Raw genomic sequence first — 16,659 nt, 5'->3', positions numbered from 1 at the left:
ACGGTTCGCGGGGCCGGGCCGGCGGGTGCGCCGGCCCGGCGGCGGTCAGGGGTGGGGCCGGCCGGCGACCAGGCGGACGGTGAAGGCGCCGTCGCGGTGCTGCATGGACACGAACGCGCAAACCTGGTGGGCCACCCACAGGCCCAGGCCGCCCGTCGCCGCGCCCGTCGGCCGCATGCCGGCGAGCGGGTCCGACAGGCCCGGGCCGTGGTCGGTGACCGCCACGACGATGCGGCCGGAGGCGGCCCACACGCGGACCTCGACCGGCGGCGCGCCGTGGACGATGGCGTTCGTGACGGCCTCGGTCGCGGCGAGGGTCATGCCCCGCACCTCGAACGCCTGCACCCCGGCGGCCGTGGCCGTGGCGACAACGGTGGCGCGGACGGCCGCGGGGGCCGGGTCGGTGAGGCACGCCAGCGGTTCGGTGTCCTCGACGGGGTCGCGCCACGACCAGGCACGGCCGCGCAGGAAGTCCTCGATGGGCTCGAAGTCGGGGTTGGCGTGGTGCTGCCCGGCGGTGGTGACGATCCGCGGATGGGTGCGCCGCACCTCGTCGAGCACGTCGTCGGGGGTGGTGCGGGTGTCGTACGGGCACAGGCCCCAGACCGGGAAGTCGTCCCAGACGCGGTTGACGGCGGCCTCGTAGCGGCCCCACCAGTCCCACGGCACGCCGACGCCAGGGTGGGGCACGTCGCCGGCGAGACGGACCTGGGTGGCCCCGGCCGCCACGTAGTCGGCGAGCAGCCCGCCGTATCGGCGGATGGCGGTGACCGGGCTGGCGTAGTGGGCATCGGCGTCGGCGAACAGGATGCCGGCGCAGCCGCCGAACACGGAGCGCACGATCGACTGGTTGTGCGGGGCGAACGCCGAGACGATCGGCTCGCCCGCGGCGAGGCCCTCGGTGAAGAACGGTGCCACGACGGCGAGGAACTCCTCGTCCGAGCCGTAGAAGGCGGTCTCGTGAAAGTGGCCCCGATGCCCCGCGGCCGCGCCCGCTCTCATGTCGCCTGTGCCACCATGTCGAGGAGGTCGCTCAGGTATGGGCTGAGGCCGGTGAGGCGCAGCTGCGGGATCTCCCTGGTGCAGCGCAGCAGGGCGGCCGCCGTCCCCACGTCGGCGAAGGTCAGGCCGGACACGTCGATGGTCAGCGGGCCCTCGCCGGGCACGTCGTGGGGCAGGCCGGCCAGCACGGCGGCCAGCGCCGCCCGGTTGGCGAGGTCGGCCTCGCCGGCGATCGCCAGGCCGCGCGGGTCGCTGGTGTAGCGCAGCCGCAGCTGCGGGATGCGGGGGACGCCCGGCTCGACGGTGCCGGGATGGGCCTGGATGTACTGCCGCAGGCGCGCCGGCGAGAACGTGCCGCGCTCGTACAGGCAGACCACGCAGGCGAACCCGGCGGCGAAGACCCGGTTCATCTCGGCCTCGTACCAGGCCAGCCGCTCGGTCCCGGGGACCGGCTCCGCCGCCCAGTTCATGTCGCCGATCACCCGCACCCCCGGGTAGCCGGCGTCGCGGATGCGGTCCAGCTCCTCGCGCCAGTCGTCGATGACCCGCTCCGCGTCGAACGCACCCGAGGGCAGGTAGCTCTCCCGGGCGTCGGTGATCACGAACTGCCCGCTGCGCAGTGCCTCACGGGCGCGGCCGTCGGCGGCCTCGAGGGCCTCGGCGACGACCGCCGGCGTGACCTGGGTAGTGCAGCAGATGACCTTGTCGCCGCTGTCCAGCGCGGGCAGGATGAACGCCTCGATCACGCCGGACCGGCCCACCGGGCCGCCGTGCAGGAGGCACACATGGTCGCCCAACGCCAGACCGCCCAGGGTGGTGCCCGCCACGGCGTCACCTCACTCCCTGTGCGCGAGCCCCCACAGTACCGCACAGATGAGCCCGGACGCCGCACAGTCACCCGTTCACGGGACGCGATGAGCGCCGGCACTCAGCTCTCGGGCCGGACGGGGGCGTCGGGGAGGTGCTTGGCCCTCTGATCACGCGGCGGTACCGCCGGGGCGGCGGCCGGCGCCGGGACCACCACCATCTGCGGCCGCCCCGGCTCGGCGGCGGTGAGGTTGCCCTCCCGCAGCTCGCCGGGGCGCATCGACATCCCGGTCGCGGCGAGCGTGACCAGGAGCGCGCCCCAGGCGAGGGCGGGGGCCCGGCGCCGCTTCGGGCGCACCGACCGGGCCGAGTGCCCCGGGTTGCCCGGGCGCCCCGCCACGACCGCCCGCGCCGCCCCAGCCGGCCGGGTCGACGGGGCCGGCTGAGCCGGCGCCGGGGCGACGGGGTCCCCTGCGGTGGAGTGGCGCGGGCGGTAGTCGGGCGGTGCCGTCCGGGGTGGCGGCACGAACGAGCGGCCCTGGTGGGCGGGTGCGACATGGGTGACCGGAATGGCCCGGACGTACGGGCGGACAAGGGCCGGAGGCATGAGGCGACCGTAAGCCACATCAGCGCTCGCCGATCCCGCCCGGACCGGGTGAGCAGACGAATCACCCGTCGCCTCACCCGGATCTCACCCGAACACGCGCAGCTCGTAGATGCGGGCCGCCGCGTCGGTGGTCTGCGTCGGCGTGACGACGTTGAGTCTGACGTACCGGCCGGAGACGCCGCTGACCGGGTGCGTGGTGTTCGCCGCCGTGTTGCCGGTGACGTCGACGACCTTCGTCCAGGTGTTGCCGTCGGCGGAGACCTCGATCGTGAACGCCTTCGTGTTGTACGTGGCCGGCTCGCCGCCGGCCTGGGCGTGCGCGACCTCGAAGCGGCCGATCGTGCGGGTCGCGCCGAGGTCCACCCGCAGCCAGGCACCGGCGACCGTGGAGCAGAACTTGTCCGCGTTCCCGCCGGTGACGCTGCCGTTGACCGCCTTCTCCGGGCCCTCGGTGGCCGCGCACGCGGTGGTGCCGGTGGCGGGGCGGTTCAGCGCCAGGTTGGCCGGCGCGGTGCCGCCTCCGTACGCCTCCAGCTCGTAGATCCGGGTGGCGGTGTCGGTGTTCTGGGTCGGCGCGGTGATGTTGAGCCGGACGTAGCGCGCGGTCGTGGCCGGGATCTCGTGCGTGGTCACCGGGTCGGCGTTGTTCGCGACCGTGACCGGGGTCTGCCAGGTGCTGCCGTCGGTGGACAGCTGGATGGTGAACGCCCTGGTGTTGAACACCGCCTGCTCACCGCCGGCGCCGGCGTGCTTGACGACCAGCCGGGTCAGCGACTGCGGCGAGCCGAGGTCGACCTGCAGCCAGGCCGGCCCGGCCAGGGAGCAGAACTTGTCGGTGTTCCCGCCGGTGACGCTGCCGTTGACGGCCTTGTCCGGCCCCTCCGTGGCGGCGCAGGCGGCCGATCCGGTCGCGGCGCGGCCCTGGGCCAGGTTCGGCTGCGGGGCTGGTGGGGTGGTGTGGTTCGACGACGGCGGGGCGTCGGCGGTCGCCGTGCCCCAGGTTCCGGGGGCGCCGGCCACGGTGTAGGCGATCGTGGCGCCGTGGGCGAGGTCGGCCTGCGAGAGCCAGGTGCGGGTGAAGGCGGTGCCGCCGAGGGCCGCGGTGGCGATGTAGCGGTTCGCGTCGGTGACGCCGGGGGCGGAGATCGTGACGGTACCGCCCTGCTGGGACCCGAACGATCCGACGGTGAGCCGCGCCGTGGGGAACTGGGGCGTGCTCACGCCGTAGAAGTTCGCGCCGTTCATGAGCGGATACAGGCCCAGCGACGCGAACACGTACCAGGCCGACATGGTGCCGAGGTCGTCGTTGCCGGTGACGCCGTTGGGGCCGTTGGCGAAGAGCGTGAAGGCGGCCCGCAGTACCGTCGCGGTCTTGTAGGGCTGGCCGGTCCACAGGTAGGTGTAGGGCGCGAGCAGGTCCGGCTCGTTGTTCGGGTTGTACGTGGTGAAGCTGTAGTAGTCGTAGGCGCCGTTGACCCACTTGTTGCGCGCCGTGCCCGACGGGTCGGCGAGCAGGTCGCCGTAGGCGAAGAACTGGTCGAGGCGGGTGTTCGCGGCCGCCCTGCCGCCGAGCAGCGCCACGAGGCCGTCGGGGTCCTGCGGCACGAGCCACTGGTACTGGTACGCGCCGGCCTCGTGGAACGTGTGCGCGCCGTCGGTGGGCGAGTACGGCGTGGCGAAGACCCCATTCGCGTTACGCGGCCGGAAGAACCCGATCGACGGGTCGAACAGGTTGCGGTAGTTCTGCCCGCGCGCGGCGAGCAGGTCGGCGTCGGCGGTGTGCCCGAGCGCCCGGGCCATGATGGCGAGGGCGGAGTCGGCGGCCGCGTACTCCAGGGTCGCCGAGCTCGGGTACTGGCAGTCGTGGTCGAACAACGCCGTCGGGTTGCACACCACGCCGGTCGGGATGTACCCGAGCGCGGCGTAGTACGGGTTGCCGTTGCGACCGTTGAGCCCGGTCGAGGCGGGCGGGGTGCCCAGCGCGTTCTTGCGCAGCGCGGCGTAGAACTGCTCCTCGTAGCCGGACAGCAGGCCGCGGGCCCAGAGGTCGACCAGGAAGGGCGTGACCGGGTCGCCGGTCATTGTGTTGGTCTCGGTGTTGGCCAGCGCCCAGCGGGGCAGCCAGCCCAGCTCCCGGTCGACGGACAGCAGCGACAGCGCGGAGTCGCGGGCCACCTGTGGCTCCAGCATTGCGACGAGCTGGTTCTGCGCGCGGTAGGTGTCCCACAGCGAGAAGGTCTGGTAGGGCGTGTACCCCGCGGCGGTGTGGATGGCGTTGTCGAAGCCGCGGTAGGTGCCGTCCACGTCGCCGGCGAGGTTGGGGTGCAGCAGCGCGTGGTACAGCGACGTATAGAAGGCGACCTGCCGGTCCGTGGTGCCGCCGTCCACCTCGATCTTGTGCAGCTTGGCGTTCCAGGTGTCGCGGGCGGCCTGCCGTACCGTGTCGAAGTCGAACCCCGCGGACGACGTCTCCGCGGCCAGGTTGGCCCGCGCCCCCGCCGGGCCGGTGTAGGACAGCCCGACCTTCACCGTCACCGCCCGGTCGGCGCTCGTGTCGAAGCGCACCCAGCCGCCCTTGGCACCGCTGCCGCTGGAAGAGCGTGACCCCGCGCTGAACGTCGAGCCGGACCACGTGCCGAACGCGGCGAACGGGCGGCTGAACTGCGCGGTGAAGTACACCGTGTGCGCCGGCGACGGGGCGCAGAAGCCGGTCGTGGTCACCGACCCCTCGACCGTGTCGCTGCCCACGATCGACACCGAGGAGCTGCTCGCGCCGGTCGCCTGGCCGCGCGCCTGGGCGGTGTTGAACAGCACGTTGGACTGGGTGCCGGCCGGGAAGGTGTACCGCTGCCAGCCGGTGCGCAGCGTCGCGGTGAGCTCGGTGGTGACGCCGCTGGGGAGCCCGACGCGGTAGTAGCCCGGGGCGGCCTGCTCCTGGGCATGGTTGAGCGCCTGCCCGTAGGCGTTGGGGTCGCTGGAGGCGACCGCGCCGACCGTCGGCATGAGCGGCACCTCGCCGGCGACCGGGCAGCCGACGCCGGACAGGTGCGTCTGCGAGAAGCCCCAGATCTTTGTCTGGTCGTAGTTGTAGCCGGTGGCCCAGCCGGTGTCGGGGCTGACCTGCACCATCCCGAACGGCAGGGCCGCGCCGGGGAAGGTGTTGCCCTCCTTCTGCGTCCCGATCATCGGGTTGACGAGGGTCGTCAGGTCGGTGGGCACGGCGGCCCGGGCGGGTGCCCCGGCGGCGAGGACGGTCACGGTGGCCGCAACCACGGCGGCCAGGGCGTTGCACAGCAGCCTTCTCACGTCGCTCCGTTCGGTCAACCGGTGAGTGGCCGCCGACCGCCGAAATCGACGCTCGTGAAGGTTCTCGCGAATCACGAGATCTGTCAATACTTGTCAAATGGCTCGCACCCCGCCGTGGCTCCGATCAGAAACGGCTGCGGCGGGTCCGGATTTCCGTTGTGTACGCCATGACCGGCGTCGCAATCGGTCACCGAAGTCATTCAGCGTTCTTTCAGCAGCCGTCTGCGACCTTGAGCGACTCGACAACCGGTGGCGCACGGGGGAGGACCACATGGGCCGGACGGGGAGCTTAGAGGACGCGCCGCGCGATGCCGCGCCGGGCCGCGGGCGCCGGGCGGCGCTGCTGCTGGTGGGCGTCGCGATCGTGGTGTGGTCGGCGATGCACCTGTCGGCCGTCGGCGCCTCGTGGTCGCAGGCATGGCACCTGATCACGCACCTGGGCTGGCGCTGGCCGCTGGGGCTGGGCGTGGTGTGGCTGCTCGGGCTGTGGGTGCACACGAGCGTGCTCACCGCGTCGCTGCCCGGGCTCAGCCACCGCCGGGCGCTGACGCTGAACCTGTCCGGCAGCGCCGTGGCCAACGTGCTGCCGCTCGGCGGCGTGGCAGGCACGGCGCTCAACCTCGGCATGGTCCGCGGCTGGGGGCACACCGGCCTGGAGTTCGCCAGGTTCGTGGTGGTCTCGAAGGCCTGGGACCTCGTGGCGAAGCTCATGATGCCGCTGGTCGCGGTCGCCGTGCTGCTGCTCGCCGACGCGGGCCCGGTCGGGCACGGGCTGCTGTGGCTGGGGTGCGCGGCCGCCAGCGCCGCCGCCGGGATGCTCGTCGTCGCCGCCCTCCTGGGCCGGGCCGCGCCGCTGCTGCGCCTGGTCACGCTGGCCGAGCGGGTGTGGGCCCGGCGGCCGCGCAGACGCGCCACGACGGCGGAGCCGGGCTGGACGGCGGCGACGGCCGCGCTGCTGGACGGCACCGACCGGCTCGTGCGGCGGCGGTGGGCGGAGCTCAGCTGGGGCATGGCCGGGTACTGGCTGCTGCAAGGCGCGCTGCTCTGGCTCTGCCTGGTCGCGATCGGCGTACACCTGCCGGTGCCGGTGGTGCTCGCCGGCCTCGTCGCCGAGCGCGTGCTGACCCTCGCGGCGATCACGCCGGGCGGCGCCGGCGTGGTCGAGGCGGGCACCATCGCGATCCTCATCGCCCTCGGCGCGGACCCCACCGAGGCGATGGCCGGCGTCCTGCTCTACCGCGCGTTCGTCTTCGTCGCCGAGATCCCCATCGGCGGCCTGGCCACGGCGTTATGGCTGCTCGGCCGGCGCTTCGCCACGTGAGCCCGTCCACCTCTGGAGAGCCTCGTCCATGCGTATCGCCCATGTCACCGACGTGTACCTGCCCCGGCTCGGCGGCGTCGAGCTGCAGGTCCACGACCTGGCCTCCCGGCAGTACACCATCGGCCACGAGACGTTCGTGCTCACCACCACCGCACCGACCGCCTCGAGCCGGCCCGCCGCCCTGGGCAACGTGCCGGTGCTTCGGGTCGGGCGGGACACCGCGGGCCTCGGCGCCGGGCCGTATCGGACGTTCGGCGTCCGCGCACTCGGCGAGGTGCTGCGGGCGCACGACGTCGAGGCCGTGCACGCCCACGTCTCCGCGTTCTCGCCGCTGGCGTGGACGGCGGCCCGGCTCGCGGCGGCCGGCGGCCCGCCCACGGTTGTCTCGGTGCACTCGATGTGGCACGACATCGCGCCGCTGGTACACCGCTTCGCCCGCTGGCAGAACGCCGCCGCCTGGCCCGTGCAGTGGGCCGCGGTCAGCAGCGCCGCCGCGTCCGCGGTCCGCGACGCCCTCGACGGCACGCCGGTCGCCGTGCTGCCCAACGGCATCGACCCGGCCGCCTGGCTGCTGCCCGCGCGCGGACCAGCCACCGGGCCGGCCGCCAGGGCCGGCGTGCCGACGCTGATCAGCGTGATGCGCATGGTGCGGCGCAAGCGGCCCAAGGCGCTGCTACGCACCCTGTTCGCGCTGCGCGAGTCGCACCCGGGCCGGTTCCGGGCGGTGCTCGTCGGCGACGGCCCGCTGCTGCCCGGCCTGCGCCGCGAGATCGCCGCCGCGGGCGCCGGGGCGGACATCCACCTCACCGGGGCGCTGGAGCGCACCGCGATCCGGGCGCTGCTGGCCTCCGCCGACGTGTACGTCGCGCCCGCGCCGCGGGAGTCGTTCGGCATCGCGGCGCTGGAGGCGCGCAGCGCCGGGCTCCCGGTGGTGGCGCGGGCCGGCAGCGGGGTCGCGGACTTCATCCGCCACGGCGTCGAGGGGTGGCTGGTCCAGTCCGACGAGGAGCTGCGCACGACGCTCGGCGGACTGCTGGACGAGCCGGGGCGGGCGGCGGCCGTGGCCCGGCACAACCGGGCGGTGGCCCCGGTCGTACGCTGGGACACCGTGCTCGACGCCGCCGACACGCTCTACGCGCGGGCCGCCGCGTTCCTGGGCCGCCGCGCCCCACTCAGCGAGGGCGCATGACCTTCACGCTTGTCGCCTTCCACGCGCACCCCGACGACGAGACGCTGCTGACCGGCGGGACCCTCGCCCGGGCGGCCGCGGAGGGGCACCGGGTCGTGCTGGTCACCGCCACGCTCGGGGAGGCCGGACTCTCCGCCGGGGCCACCGGCTCGGCGCTCGCCGAGCGACGGCGCCGGGAGCTGCTCGCGGCCGCGGCCGCGCTCGGATGCGCCCGCGTGGAGACGCTCGGCTACGCCGACTCCGGTCTCGATGCCCAGGCGGCAACGCGGGCACGACGCTTCGCCGACGTGCCGGTCGAGGAGGCCGCCGCAAGGCTGGCCGCGATCATGCGCGAGGAGCGCGCCGACGTCGTGACCGGGTACGACCCGCGCGGCGGGTACGGGCACCCCGACCACGTGCAGGTGCACCGCGTCGCCGCGGCCGCCGCGCACCTCGCCGGAACGCCGGTGCTGCTGCAGGCCACCGTCGACCGCTCGGCGCTGCGGCCGGTGCTCGCGATGCTGCGCCTGGCCGGGCGGCTGCTGCCGTCGCTGCCGCTCGGCGGCGCCGCGACGGCGTTCAGCGAGCGGCGGGAGATCACGCACGTGGTGGACGTCAGGGGGTACCACCGCCAGAAACGCGCCGCGATGCGCGCCCACGCCAGCCAGGGCGAGGGGGGCGGCGGCGTGCGCACCCTGGCGCTGCTGTCGCGGCTGCCGGGGCCGCTGTTCCGGGCCGTGGCCGGGCGCGAGTGGTTCGTCGAGGCCGGACGCCCGGCCGGAGACCGGGCGTCCGGAGACGTCTTCGAACGATTGCGTTACCGCAGGATGCCGGTGTGGCCGAGTGAGTAGCGGCCCGGCTGGGGCCAGAAGCACAGGCCGTGCGGCTGGGTGCCGACCTTGATCCGGGCCAGCAGGTGGCCGTCGGCGGTCGACAGCGCGTACACCTCGCCGTTGTAGCGGCCGGACAGCCACAGCACCGTGCCGTCGGCCGACACGCCGCCCATGTCGGGGCTGCCGCCGCCGGGGATGCGCCATTTGGCGACGAGCTTGCCGGTCGCGAACTCCAGCAGCGACACCGAGCCCTCGCCGCGGTTGGCGATGTAGAGGTACTTCGAGTCGCGGCTGACGTAGAGCCCGTGCGCGCCGGCGCCGGTGGGCAGGAACGTGCGCACCTTGAACTGGTCGCCGTCGAGCTCCCAGACCCCGGAGGTGTGCATGTCGGCGACGTACCACGTGCCGCCGTCCGGCGAGATCTTGATGTCCTGCGGCATCGGCTGCTGGCCGCTGAGGTGCAGCTGGCCGATGACCTCCTGCCGCTGCACGTCGACCTTGATCAGGTCGCCGGAGAACTCACAGGTGGCGATGAAGTATCGGCCGTCGGGCGAGAAGTCGGCGTGGTTGACCCCGGAGCAGCCGACGGTGAGCTCGCGCACGATCGCCATCGTGTGCGGGTCCCGGAAGACGATCTTGTGTCGTGCCTCGGACATCACCATCGCGTACCGGCCGTCGGGCGTGAAATAGAGGTTGTACGGGTCGTCGACCGCGATCGGCTTGCCGAACGTGCCCGTCGCCGGGTCGATCGGGACGAGCGCGTTGCCGGTGTTGTCGTTCACCCACAGGGTGCGCAGGTCCCACGACGGCACCACGTGCTGCGGGCCGCCGCCGACACGCACGGTCTGGATGACCTTGAACGTGGCCGGGTCGATGACCGACACGCTGTCGCTGCCGAGGTTCGGCACGTACACCCGGACCGGGTCGCCCTTCACGACCGGGGAGAAGGCGTCCGGCCGGTCCGCGGCGTAGACGTCGTGCGGGTCCAGCGGCGGCGGCATGCCCGGCAGCCCGGGGCCGGGGCTGGTGCCGGCGCTGCCCGACGGCCCGGCCGGGCTCCCGCTGCCGCCCATGCCCGGCATGTCAGACATGAGGGCCGGCGCGTTGTCGTCGCCGGGGCCGGCCGGGTGCTGCCCGGAGTGGGCGCTCTCGGCGGACGGGGCGGAGCAGCCGGCGGCGAGCAGCACGACGACGCCGGCGAGCGCGCTCAGCGCCCGGATCCGGGCGGTCACGCGAACAGCTCCGAGGCGGTCACCGGGCGCAGGCCGCGCTCGCGCAGGCCGGCGAGGAGCTTCGGGATCGCGGCGACGGTGCCCGGGTGGCCGAAGTGGAGGCTGACGATCGAGCCGTTTCGCACGCCCTGCAGCGTAGTGCGAACCACGGCGTCGGCGCCGGGATCCGTGAAGTCCAGCGAGTCGATGTCGTATGACAGACAGGTGGGGTAGCCGGCCCGGGCCGCCTGCGCCCGGATCCGCGCGGTGCTGCGCTGGGTCTGCGACGGGCGGAACCAGCGCCCGATCGAGCCGCTCACGTCGCGCAGCGCGGTGGCGCAGCCGTCGATCTCGGTGTAGGCCTGCGCCTCGGACATGTTCGCGATGGCGGCGTGGTTGAGGGTGTGGTTGCCCAGCTCGTGGCCGTCATCCAGCACGCGCCGGGCGAGGGCGGGCTGCTGGCGCAGCCACACGCCGACGGCCAGCACGGTGACGTGGACGCGCTCGGCGGCGAGGGCGTCGAGCAGGCCGCCGACCACGCCCGGCTCGCCCTGCCCGTGGAACGTGAGGGCGACGGCGGGTACCTCCCGCGGCCCGCTGTCCACCTCCGCCGGCAGCGCCCTCGGTGCGGGGCTCGCCGGGGTCGCGGACGGGGACCCGGGCCGGGGTCCTGACGGGGACCCGGTCCCTGCGGGCCGCGGGGTGGTGGCGCCCGGGGACGGCGTCGGGGCGTCACAGCCGCCGAGCGCCGCGGCTCCCGCCGCGATGAGCAGAGTCCGCCGATGCATGAGGGTCGACCTTCCTGTGGAGTGCGAACGCGAGGGCCGTGATCACGGTCGTGGCCAGCAGCCAGCCGCCGAGCACGTCGGTGGGCCAGTGCGCCACCAGCGCGACCCGGCTCACCCCGACCAGCACCGCCCAGGCCAGGGCGACGGCGACGAGGGCCCGCCGCGCCCACCGGGGCCGCAGCACGGCCAGGCCGAGCACGATCACGACGCCGGCGGCGAGCGCGGACGAGGTGGTGTGCCCGGACGGGAACGAGAAGCCGGACGCGCCGATGAGCCGGTGCTCGGGGCGGGGCCGGGCGATGAGGTGCAGCAACACCAGCCGCGCGCCGGTGCCGGACGCGGCGACGGAGGCCACGAACAGCGCCGGCCACCACCGGCGGCCCAGCAGGCACGCGGCGAGGACGGCGACGAGCACGCAGTACAGTGCGACGGGGTCGGCACTGTGCGTGACCGCCGCCATGGCCGAATGCCACCATCCGTGTCCGGCGGTGAACCGGCGAGCGGCCGCGCTCACCGCCGCGTCGGCGCTCAGGAGCACGGACGCCCGGGCTGCGACCAGGACGCTGAGCACGGCGAGCGCGAGCGCCGCGAGGCCGGGCACGAGGGCGGCGGCGCGGTGGGAGCGATCGGGCGATGGCACACACCATGGTGACCCGGTACACCTGAAAGCGGGCTGAAGGCCCACGTCATCCTCAGGATTGCTTCAGGATCGCGGTGTGAACTTGTGACGTCACGCTGATTTTGGGGGGGGTGGGGCACCGTGCGCGTGCTGGTGGTCGAGGACGAGGTGGACCTCGCCGAGACGATCCGCGACGGGCTCGCGGCCGAGGGGTTCACCGTCGACCTCGTGCACACCGGCGTGGACGGCCTGTGGGCGGCGACCGAGACGCCGTACGGCGCCTACGACGCGGTCGTGCTCGACATCATGCTGCCCGGGCTGTCCGGCTACGAGGTGTGCCGGCAGCTGCGCGAGCGGGAGGTGTGGACGCCGGTGCTCATGCTCACCGCGAAGGACGGCGAATACGACCAGGCCGACGCGTTCGACCTCGGCGCCGACGACTACCTGACCAAACCGTTCTCGTTCGTGGTGCTGGTGGCGCGGCTGCGGGCACTCATCCGGCGGGGCGCGCCGCAGCGGCCCGTCGTGCTCAGCGCCGGCGACCTGCGCCTCGACCCGGTGCAGCGGCGGGTCACCCGCGGCAGCGACGAGGTGTCGGTGACGGCGCGGGAGTTCGCGCTGCTCGAGTTCATGCTGCGCCACCCCGGCGACGTGCTGAGCCGCACCGCGATCATCGAGAACGTGTGGGACGCCCACTTCGACGGCGATCCGAACATCGTCGAGGTGTACGTCGGATACCTGCGCAAGAAGATCGACCACCCATACGCCCGCACCGCGATCCGCACCGTGCGCGGCGCCGGCTACCGGCTCGACCCCGATGGCGGCTGACCCGGGCCCGAGCCCGGCAAGCCGGCAAGGTCGCCGGCCTCGGCGGTGACCGCGGCGGCGATGGCGGACGCGGGCGCGTGCAGAGCCCCGATCCGGGCCGCCTCGGCCAGGTGCCGCCCGTCGGCGCCGGAGATGGCGTCGGCGGCGGCGACGACCCGGAAGTCGCGCTCAGTGGCCTGCAGGATCGCGGCGCGCGGGCAGTTGGGGAAGTTGCAGCCGGCCACGACGACGGTCGACACCTCCAGCCCGCGCAGGAACGCCTCGAGGCCGGTGCGGTGGAACGCGCCCCAGCGCGGCTTCCACATCGCCCACTCCCCCGGCCCCATCGGCTGGAACCCGCCGGCGAGCAGGCCGGCCGGGTCCAGCGGCGGGGCGCCCGGCGGCAGGATCTGCGGCGCCGGTTGGGAGCCCGGGCTGCCGGGCCGCACGATCGGCGCGCCGCCGTCGAGCAGGGTGCGCCGGGCCAGGTCGACGTCCGTCCCGTCGTACAGCCGGACCACGTGCACGACCGGGCGCCCAGCGGCCCGGAAGGCCGCCGCGAGGCCCGCGACGGCGGGCAATACCGCGGCGGTGCCGGGGATCGGGCTCGCCCCGCCCTCGACGAAGTCGAGCTGGGTGTCGATGGTGAGCAGCGCCACTCGGCCCCACTCAGGACGCAGCCACGGGTCCGCCGCGAGGTCCGCCGGTTCGATGCTCATGAACGTCATCATCCCGCATCGCCGCCCGGCCGCCCACCGACCACGGCGCGGCGCGGCGCGGCGCGGCGCGGCGACACGCCATCTCCGGTGTCACCGTCCGTCGAGGTGGTCCTTCAGGGCGTCCAGGTGCCCGTCCCAGTCGCGCGCCAGCGCGGCCAGGAACTGCTGTGCCACCCGCATCGGGGCCGATTGCAGCCGATATCGCACCCGGCGGCGCTCCCCCGGCTCGGCCGTCACCAGGCCGGCCTCGGTCAGCAGGGCCAGGTGCTTGGCGATCGCCTGCCGGGTGATCGGCAGGCGATCGGCCAGTTCCGTGGCTGTGGCCGGGCCGCCCTGCGCCAGCGCGGCGAGGATGCCGCGGCGGGTGGGGTCGGCCAGAGCCACGAAGACCTGCTCGGCGATCGCCTCGACGTCAGGCGGCATTGAGGTATTCGACCAACTCACCCAGCTCGTGTGCCCAACCGTCGGTGTTGCTCTGGAACGCCTTACGGTACTGGTCGTCGGGCAACTGGGCGAAGCCGGTCTCGACCATGGTGAGCCGGGTGCCGGCGCCCACCGGCTCGAGCGTGAACTCGACATAGGTGCGGCGCGGGTCGTCCTCGGCCATGCCGTGGATGCCCCAGGTGAAGCCGAACACGGACGGCTCCTCGACCCGTTCGATGCGCATGCTGGCCTTGTCGCCGCTGTCCCAGGTCAGCTGGGCCGACCCGCCCTCGCGCAGGTCGACGGTCGCGCCGTTGCCGAACCAGGTGCCGAGCCCCTCCGCCGTGGTGAGCGCCGCCCACACCTTGACGGGCGGGTGCGCGAGATCGACGGTGCGCTCGATGTGATCCGGAAATGCCATGACAGCCTCCATGAAGTAGCAACCACTCGGTTGCTACTCACGCTATTGCAACCAATCGGTTGCGTCAAGCGTGGCGGAGGGTGAGATGCCGGCGGCGGAGTGCACAATGCTGCGGTGGCGGATGACGGCGTGTTGCGGCTGCTGACCCTCAACGCGCTGTTCAAGGCCGACGTCCAGCCCCGGCTGCGGGCCATCGGCGAGGTGCTGGAGCGCCGCGCGTACGACGTCGTGTGCCTGCAGGAGGTGATGGCGCGCGGCCACGCACGGATGCTCGCTGCGGCGTACCCGCACCGGCTGTACAGCGGCACGGTACTGCTCAAGGGCGGCCTGGTCCTGCTGTCGCGGTGGCCGGTCGTGCGGCAACGGTTCGTGCGGTACCCGTTCACCGGCCCGGTCCGGCCCGAGTTCCTGATGCGCAAGGGCGCGCAGGTGGCACTGCTGGACACGCCCGCCGGCCGGCTCGCGGTGGTCAACACCCACCTGTCGGCCAACCGCGACGACGACTGGTCGGACGGCAACCGGTACTCCGGCGTCGCGCGCGCCGAGCTGGGCCGGCTCGGCGCCGAGCTCGCGCGGCTCGACCCGGCGCTGCCGGTGGTGGTGACCGGGGACCTCAACCTCCCGCGCGAGTCGCCGGCGCTGGCGCGGTTCTGCGCGGCGGCCGGGCTGCGCGACGCGATGGCCGGCGACACGCGCCCGACGTACCGGCCCACGCCGAGCTGGCCGGCGCCGCCCGCGTTCGACCACGTGCTCGTGCGCTCCGGTGCCGGCGGCGGGTTGAGCGCCGAGTGCCGCCTGGTGCTGCAGGACGACACCGTCACGCTGGGCGGCGGCCGGACCGTGCACCTGTCCGACCACTACGGCGTCGAGGCCGACCTGCGGCTCGCCGTCTCGCGGCCGATCGAGTAATGCCGAGCGGCCGGCCGGTTCGCGCTACCGGCGCACGGCGCGGACGTCCCAGACCCAGACGCCGCCGGTGCGGCGGCCGGGGCCGAACAGCGCGTCGAGCAGGGTGCGCTGCGGGGCGAGGGTCGCGTCCGGCGGGACGAGGATCAGGGCGGTGTGCCAGTAGCCGAGGTCGGCCGCCGCACGGTCCCGGTCCGCGGTGGTGACGGCCGCCGGCGGTGTACGCAGCAGCCCGTCGAGGAAGCGTGGCGGCGGCCCGACGACCGCGTGCCGGCCGGTGACGCCGCCCTCGGGACCCAGGAAGTAGCCGTGCGAGAGGCGCAGGTCCAGGCCGGTGGCGCTCGACCAGTGCAGCGCCGTCCACTGATCGAAGTCGGCGAGCGGCACCACGAGTACCGAATCATCCGCCGCCACATAGGGCCGCCACGCGCCGGTGGTGATGAAGGCCGGCACCGCCGGACGGTCGAACACCAGCGTCGGTGTCGGCGCCGCCGGCAGCAGGACGGCGGCGACCAGCCCGGCGGTCAGCACCCGCGAGGGGAGCCGGACCGCGGCGACGGCCAGCGCGGCGATCGGCGCGAGGGCCCACGTGGCGACCTCGCCGAGCCGGGTCGGCAGCAGCGTGTCGAACAGCGGCAGGCGGGCCAGCGGCGCGTAGGGGCCGGGGACGCCGGTGGCGTGGCCGCGGACCGTGAGTTCGTTGCCCAGCGACAGCGCGAGGAACAGCGCCCCGGTCAGCGCGAGAGAGCGCACCAGCCGGTCGCGCCGGCGCCAGGCGACGAACGCGGCCGCGGCGAGCACCAGTGGCCAGCCGAGGTACGCGTGCTGTTCGGCGGAGAAGCCGGGCGCCGGCGGAAACTCGCTGAGCCGGACCGCGACCGAGTTGCGGGAGAACGAGGTGACGCCGAGCAGGTCGGTGTGGAACCTCGTCATCTGTCGCTCGCCGCCGCGGTAGGCGCCGGTGCCGAAGAACTGCCACCACAGCGGATACGCGAGGACGAGCAGCGACGCGCCCGCGGCGACGGCGAGGCCGGGCAGGATCGGGCGCCACCGCGGGCCGCGCCACAGCAGCAGAAACGCCCCGATCGCGAGCGCGGCGATGAACAGTGTCTCCTCGTTGATGAAGACCTGCCACACGATGAGCGCGGCGAGGATGAGCCCATCGCGGACGAACCGGCGCGAGTCGAACAGCCGCACCACCCGCCACGCGATGACGGGCACGAGGAACTGCGCCGTGAGGTTGGGGTGGAACGTGGCGTGGTTGACGACGCTGGGCGCGAAGCCGCCGACCAGCCCGCCGACCCACGCCGCCGGCCGGGAGTCCACGACGTTTCCCGACAGGAGCCAATACCAGGCCGCGGCGGTGCCGGCCAGGGCCGCCACGATCAGCACGTCGAAAGCGACGCCGGGGCCGAGCAGCCAGGTCACCGGCGCCATCGGGATCCCGAGGCCCAACTGGGTGGTGTTCGCCATCGCGTTGACCCCGACGGGCGCGTTCAACCGGTCGATGAGCAGCGGGTTGCCGAGGTGGTGCAGGATGCGGGCGGCGTAGGCGAGATGGAACTCCGCCTGGATGCGGTCCCCTGGCGTATACGGCAGTCGCTGACCTGGGTGGGCGAGCAGCCGCCCGCACAGCACGACCGCCGCCAGCAGATAGCTCGCGACGGCCAGGGCATCGGCGCGGCGGCCGCCCAGGCGCACCTCTCGGGCGGCGATCATCA

16 protein-coding genes are annotated in these 16,659 nt (G+C 74.1%); 5 read left to right on the top strand and 11 right to left on the bottom strand.

Annotated elements, in window-relative coordinates:
* Nucleotides 1-45: 45 nt before the first annotated feature.
* The 4 genes from AB0367_RS08055 to AB0367_RS08040 form a co-directional block, all read right to left on the bottom strand.
* Nucleotides 46-1,002, bottom strand: a complete 957-nt coding sequence (locus AB0367_RS08055; protein ID WP_366225471.1) for an anti-sigma factor RsbA family regulatory protein — start codon at nucleotides 1,000-1,002, stop codon at nucleotides 46-48.
* Nucleotides 999-1,829 carry an MEDS domain-containing protein gene (locus AB0367_RS08050; protein ID WP_366225470.1) on the bottom strand — a complete coding sequence of 277 codons (831 nt, stop codon included), beginning with the start codon at nucleotides 1,827-1,829 and terminating at the stop codon, nucleotides 999-1,001. The genes AB0367_RS08055 and AB0367_RS08050 overlap by 4 nt, the downstream gene beginning before the upstream one ends.
* A 101-nt stretch (nucleotides 1,830-1,930) precedes the next feature.
* The gene (locus AB0367_RS08045; RefSeq protein WP_366225469.1) at nucleotides 1,931-2,416 is read right to left on the bottom strand and encodes a hypothetical protein; all 486 of its coding nucleotides are present in this window, start codon (nucleotides 2,414-2,416) and stop codon (nucleotides 1,931-1,933) included.
* A gap of 84 nt (nucleotides 2,417-2,500) precedes the next feature.
* Nucleotides 2,501-5,722: a GH92 family glycosyl hydrolase gene (locus AB0367_RS08040; protein WP_366225468.1), complete on the bottom strand. Its 3,222-nt coding sequence runs from the start codon at nucleotides 5,720-5,722 to the stop codon at nucleotides 2,501-2,503.
* A 271-nt stretch (nucleotides 5,723-5,993) separates the two neighbouring features.
* Between AB0367_RS08040 and AB0367_RS08035 the strand changes: the two genes are divergently transcribed.
* The 3 genes from AB0367_RS08035 to AB0367_RS08025 are packed head-to-tail and all read left to right on the top strand — an operon-like array spanning nucleotide 5,994 to nucleotide 9,062.
* Nucleotides 5,994-7,043 (top strand): lysylphosphatidylglycerol synthase transmembrane domain-containing protein, encoded by a 1,050-nt coding sequence (locus AB0367_RS08035; RefSeq protein WP_366225467.1) that lies wholly within the window; start codon nucleotides 5,994-5,996, stop codon nucleotides 7,041-7,043.
* Nucleotides 7,044-7,071: 28 nt separating this feature from the next.
* On the top strand, nucleotides 7,072-8,232 hold the full coding sequence (locus AB0367_RS08030; protein WP_366225466.1) for a glycosyltransferase family 4 protein: 1,161 nt from the start codon (nucleotides 7,072-7,074) through the stop codon (nucleotides 8,230-8,232).
* A complete protein-coding gene (locus tag AB0367_RS08025; protein WP_366225465.1) occupies nucleotides 8,229-9,062 on the top strand; it encodes a PIG-L family deacetylase in 834 nt (277 codons plus the stop codon). The genes AB0367_RS08030 and AB0367_RS08025 overlap by 4 nt, the downstream gene beginning before the upstream one ends.
* On the opposite strand, the gene AB0367_RS08020 is transcribed toward AB0367_RS08025, so the two are convergent.
* From AB0367_RS08020 to AB0367_RS08010, 3 genes are read right to left on the bottom strand one after another with little or no spacing between them, the layout of a single operon-like run.
* Nucleotides 9,029-10,276: a YncE family protein gene (locus tag AB0367_RS08020; RefSeq protein ID WP_366225464.1), complete on the bottom strand. Its 1,248-nt coding sequence runs from the start codon at nucleotides 10,274-10,276 to the stop codon at nucleotides 9,029-9,031. The two genes, AB0367_RS08025 and AB0367_RS08020, sit on opposite strands and share 34 nt — an antisense overlap.
* Nucleotides 10,273-11,043, bottom strand: coding sequence for a polysaccharide deacetylase family protein (locus AB0367_RS08015; protein WP_366225463.1), 771 nt, complete (start codon nucleotides 11,041-11,043; stop codon nucleotides 10,273-10,275). The genes AB0367_RS08020 and AB0367_RS08015 overlap by 4 nt, the downstream gene beginning before the upstream one ends.
* Entirely contained in the window at nucleotides 10,988-11,683 is a 696-nt protein-coding gene (locus AB0367_RS08010; RefSeq protein WP_366225462.1) for a phosphatase PAP2 family protein, read from the bottom strand. The genes AB0367_RS08015 and AB0367_RS08010 overlap by 56 nt, the downstream gene beginning before the upstream one ends.
* A 120-nt stretch (nucleotides 11,684-11,803) precedes the next feature.
* Here AB0367_RS08010 and AB0367_RS08005 point away from each other — a divergent pair, with 120 nt between their 5' ends.
* Nucleotides 11,804-12,490: a response regulator transcription factor gene (locus AB0367_RS08005; protein ID WP_366225461.1), complete on the top strand. Its 687-nt coding sequence runs from the start codon at nucleotides 11,804-11,806 to the stop codon at nucleotides 12,488-12,490.
* On the opposite strand, the gene AB0367_RS08000 is transcribed toward AB0367_RS08005, so the two are convergent.
* The 3 genes from AB0367_RS08000 to AB0367_RS07990 form a co-directional block, all read right to left on the bottom strand.
* On the bottom strand, nucleotides 12,463-13,188 hold the full coding sequence (locus AB0367_RS08000) for an isochorismatase family cysteine hydrolase (RefSeq protein WP_366225460.1): 726 nt from the start codon (nucleotides 13,186-13,188) through the stop codon (nucleotides 12,463-12,465). The two genes, AB0367_RS08005 and AB0367_RS08000, sit on opposite strands and share 28 nt — an antisense overlap.
* Nucleotides 13,189-13,278: 90 nt before the next feature.
* Entirely contained in the window at nucleotides 13,279-13,611 is a 333-nt protein-coding gene (locus AB0367_RS07995; protein WP_366225459.1) for a metalloregulator ArsR/SmtB family transcription factor, read from the bottom strand.
* Nucleotides 13,601-14,032 carry an SRPBCC domain-containing protein gene (locus tag AB0367_RS07990; protein WP_366225458.1) on the bottom strand — a complete coding sequence of 144 codons (432 nt, stop codon included), beginning with the start codon at nucleotides 14,030-14,032 and terminating at the stop codon, nucleotides 13,601-13,603. The genes AB0367_RS07995 and AB0367_RS07990 overlap by 11 nt, the downstream gene beginning before the upstream one ends.
* Before the next feature lie 114 nt (nucleotides 14,033-14,146).
* On the opposite strand from AB0367_RS07990, the gene AB0367_RS07985 reads away from it, so the two are divergent.
* Nucleotides 14,147-14,941 carry an endonuclease/exonuclease/phosphatase family protein gene (locus AB0367_RS07985; protein WP_366225457.1) on the top strand — a complete coding sequence of 265 codons (795 nt, stop codon included), beginning with the start codon at nucleotides 14,147-14,149 and terminating at the stop codon, nucleotides 14,939-14,941.
* A 24-nt stretch (nucleotides 14,942-14,965) separates the two neighbouring features.
* On the opposite strand, the gene AB0367_RS07980 is transcribed toward AB0367_RS07985, so the two are convergent.
* Nucleotides 14,966-16,657: a hypothetical protein gene (locus tag AB0367_RS07980; RefSeq protein WP_366225456.1), complete on the bottom strand. Its 1,692-nt coding sequence runs from the start codon at nucleotides 16,655-16,657 to the stop codon at nucleotides 14,966-14,968.
* Nucleotides 16,658-16,659 lie beyond the last annotated feature (2 nt).

The organism is Dactylosporangium sp. NPDC051484 (genome assembly GCF_040689395.1).
Taxonomy (GTDB): Bacteria; Actinomycetota; Actinomycetes; order Mycobacteriales; family Micromonosporaceae; genus Dactylosporangium.
This window is presented reverse-complemented; position numbering and strand designations above follow the sequence as displayed.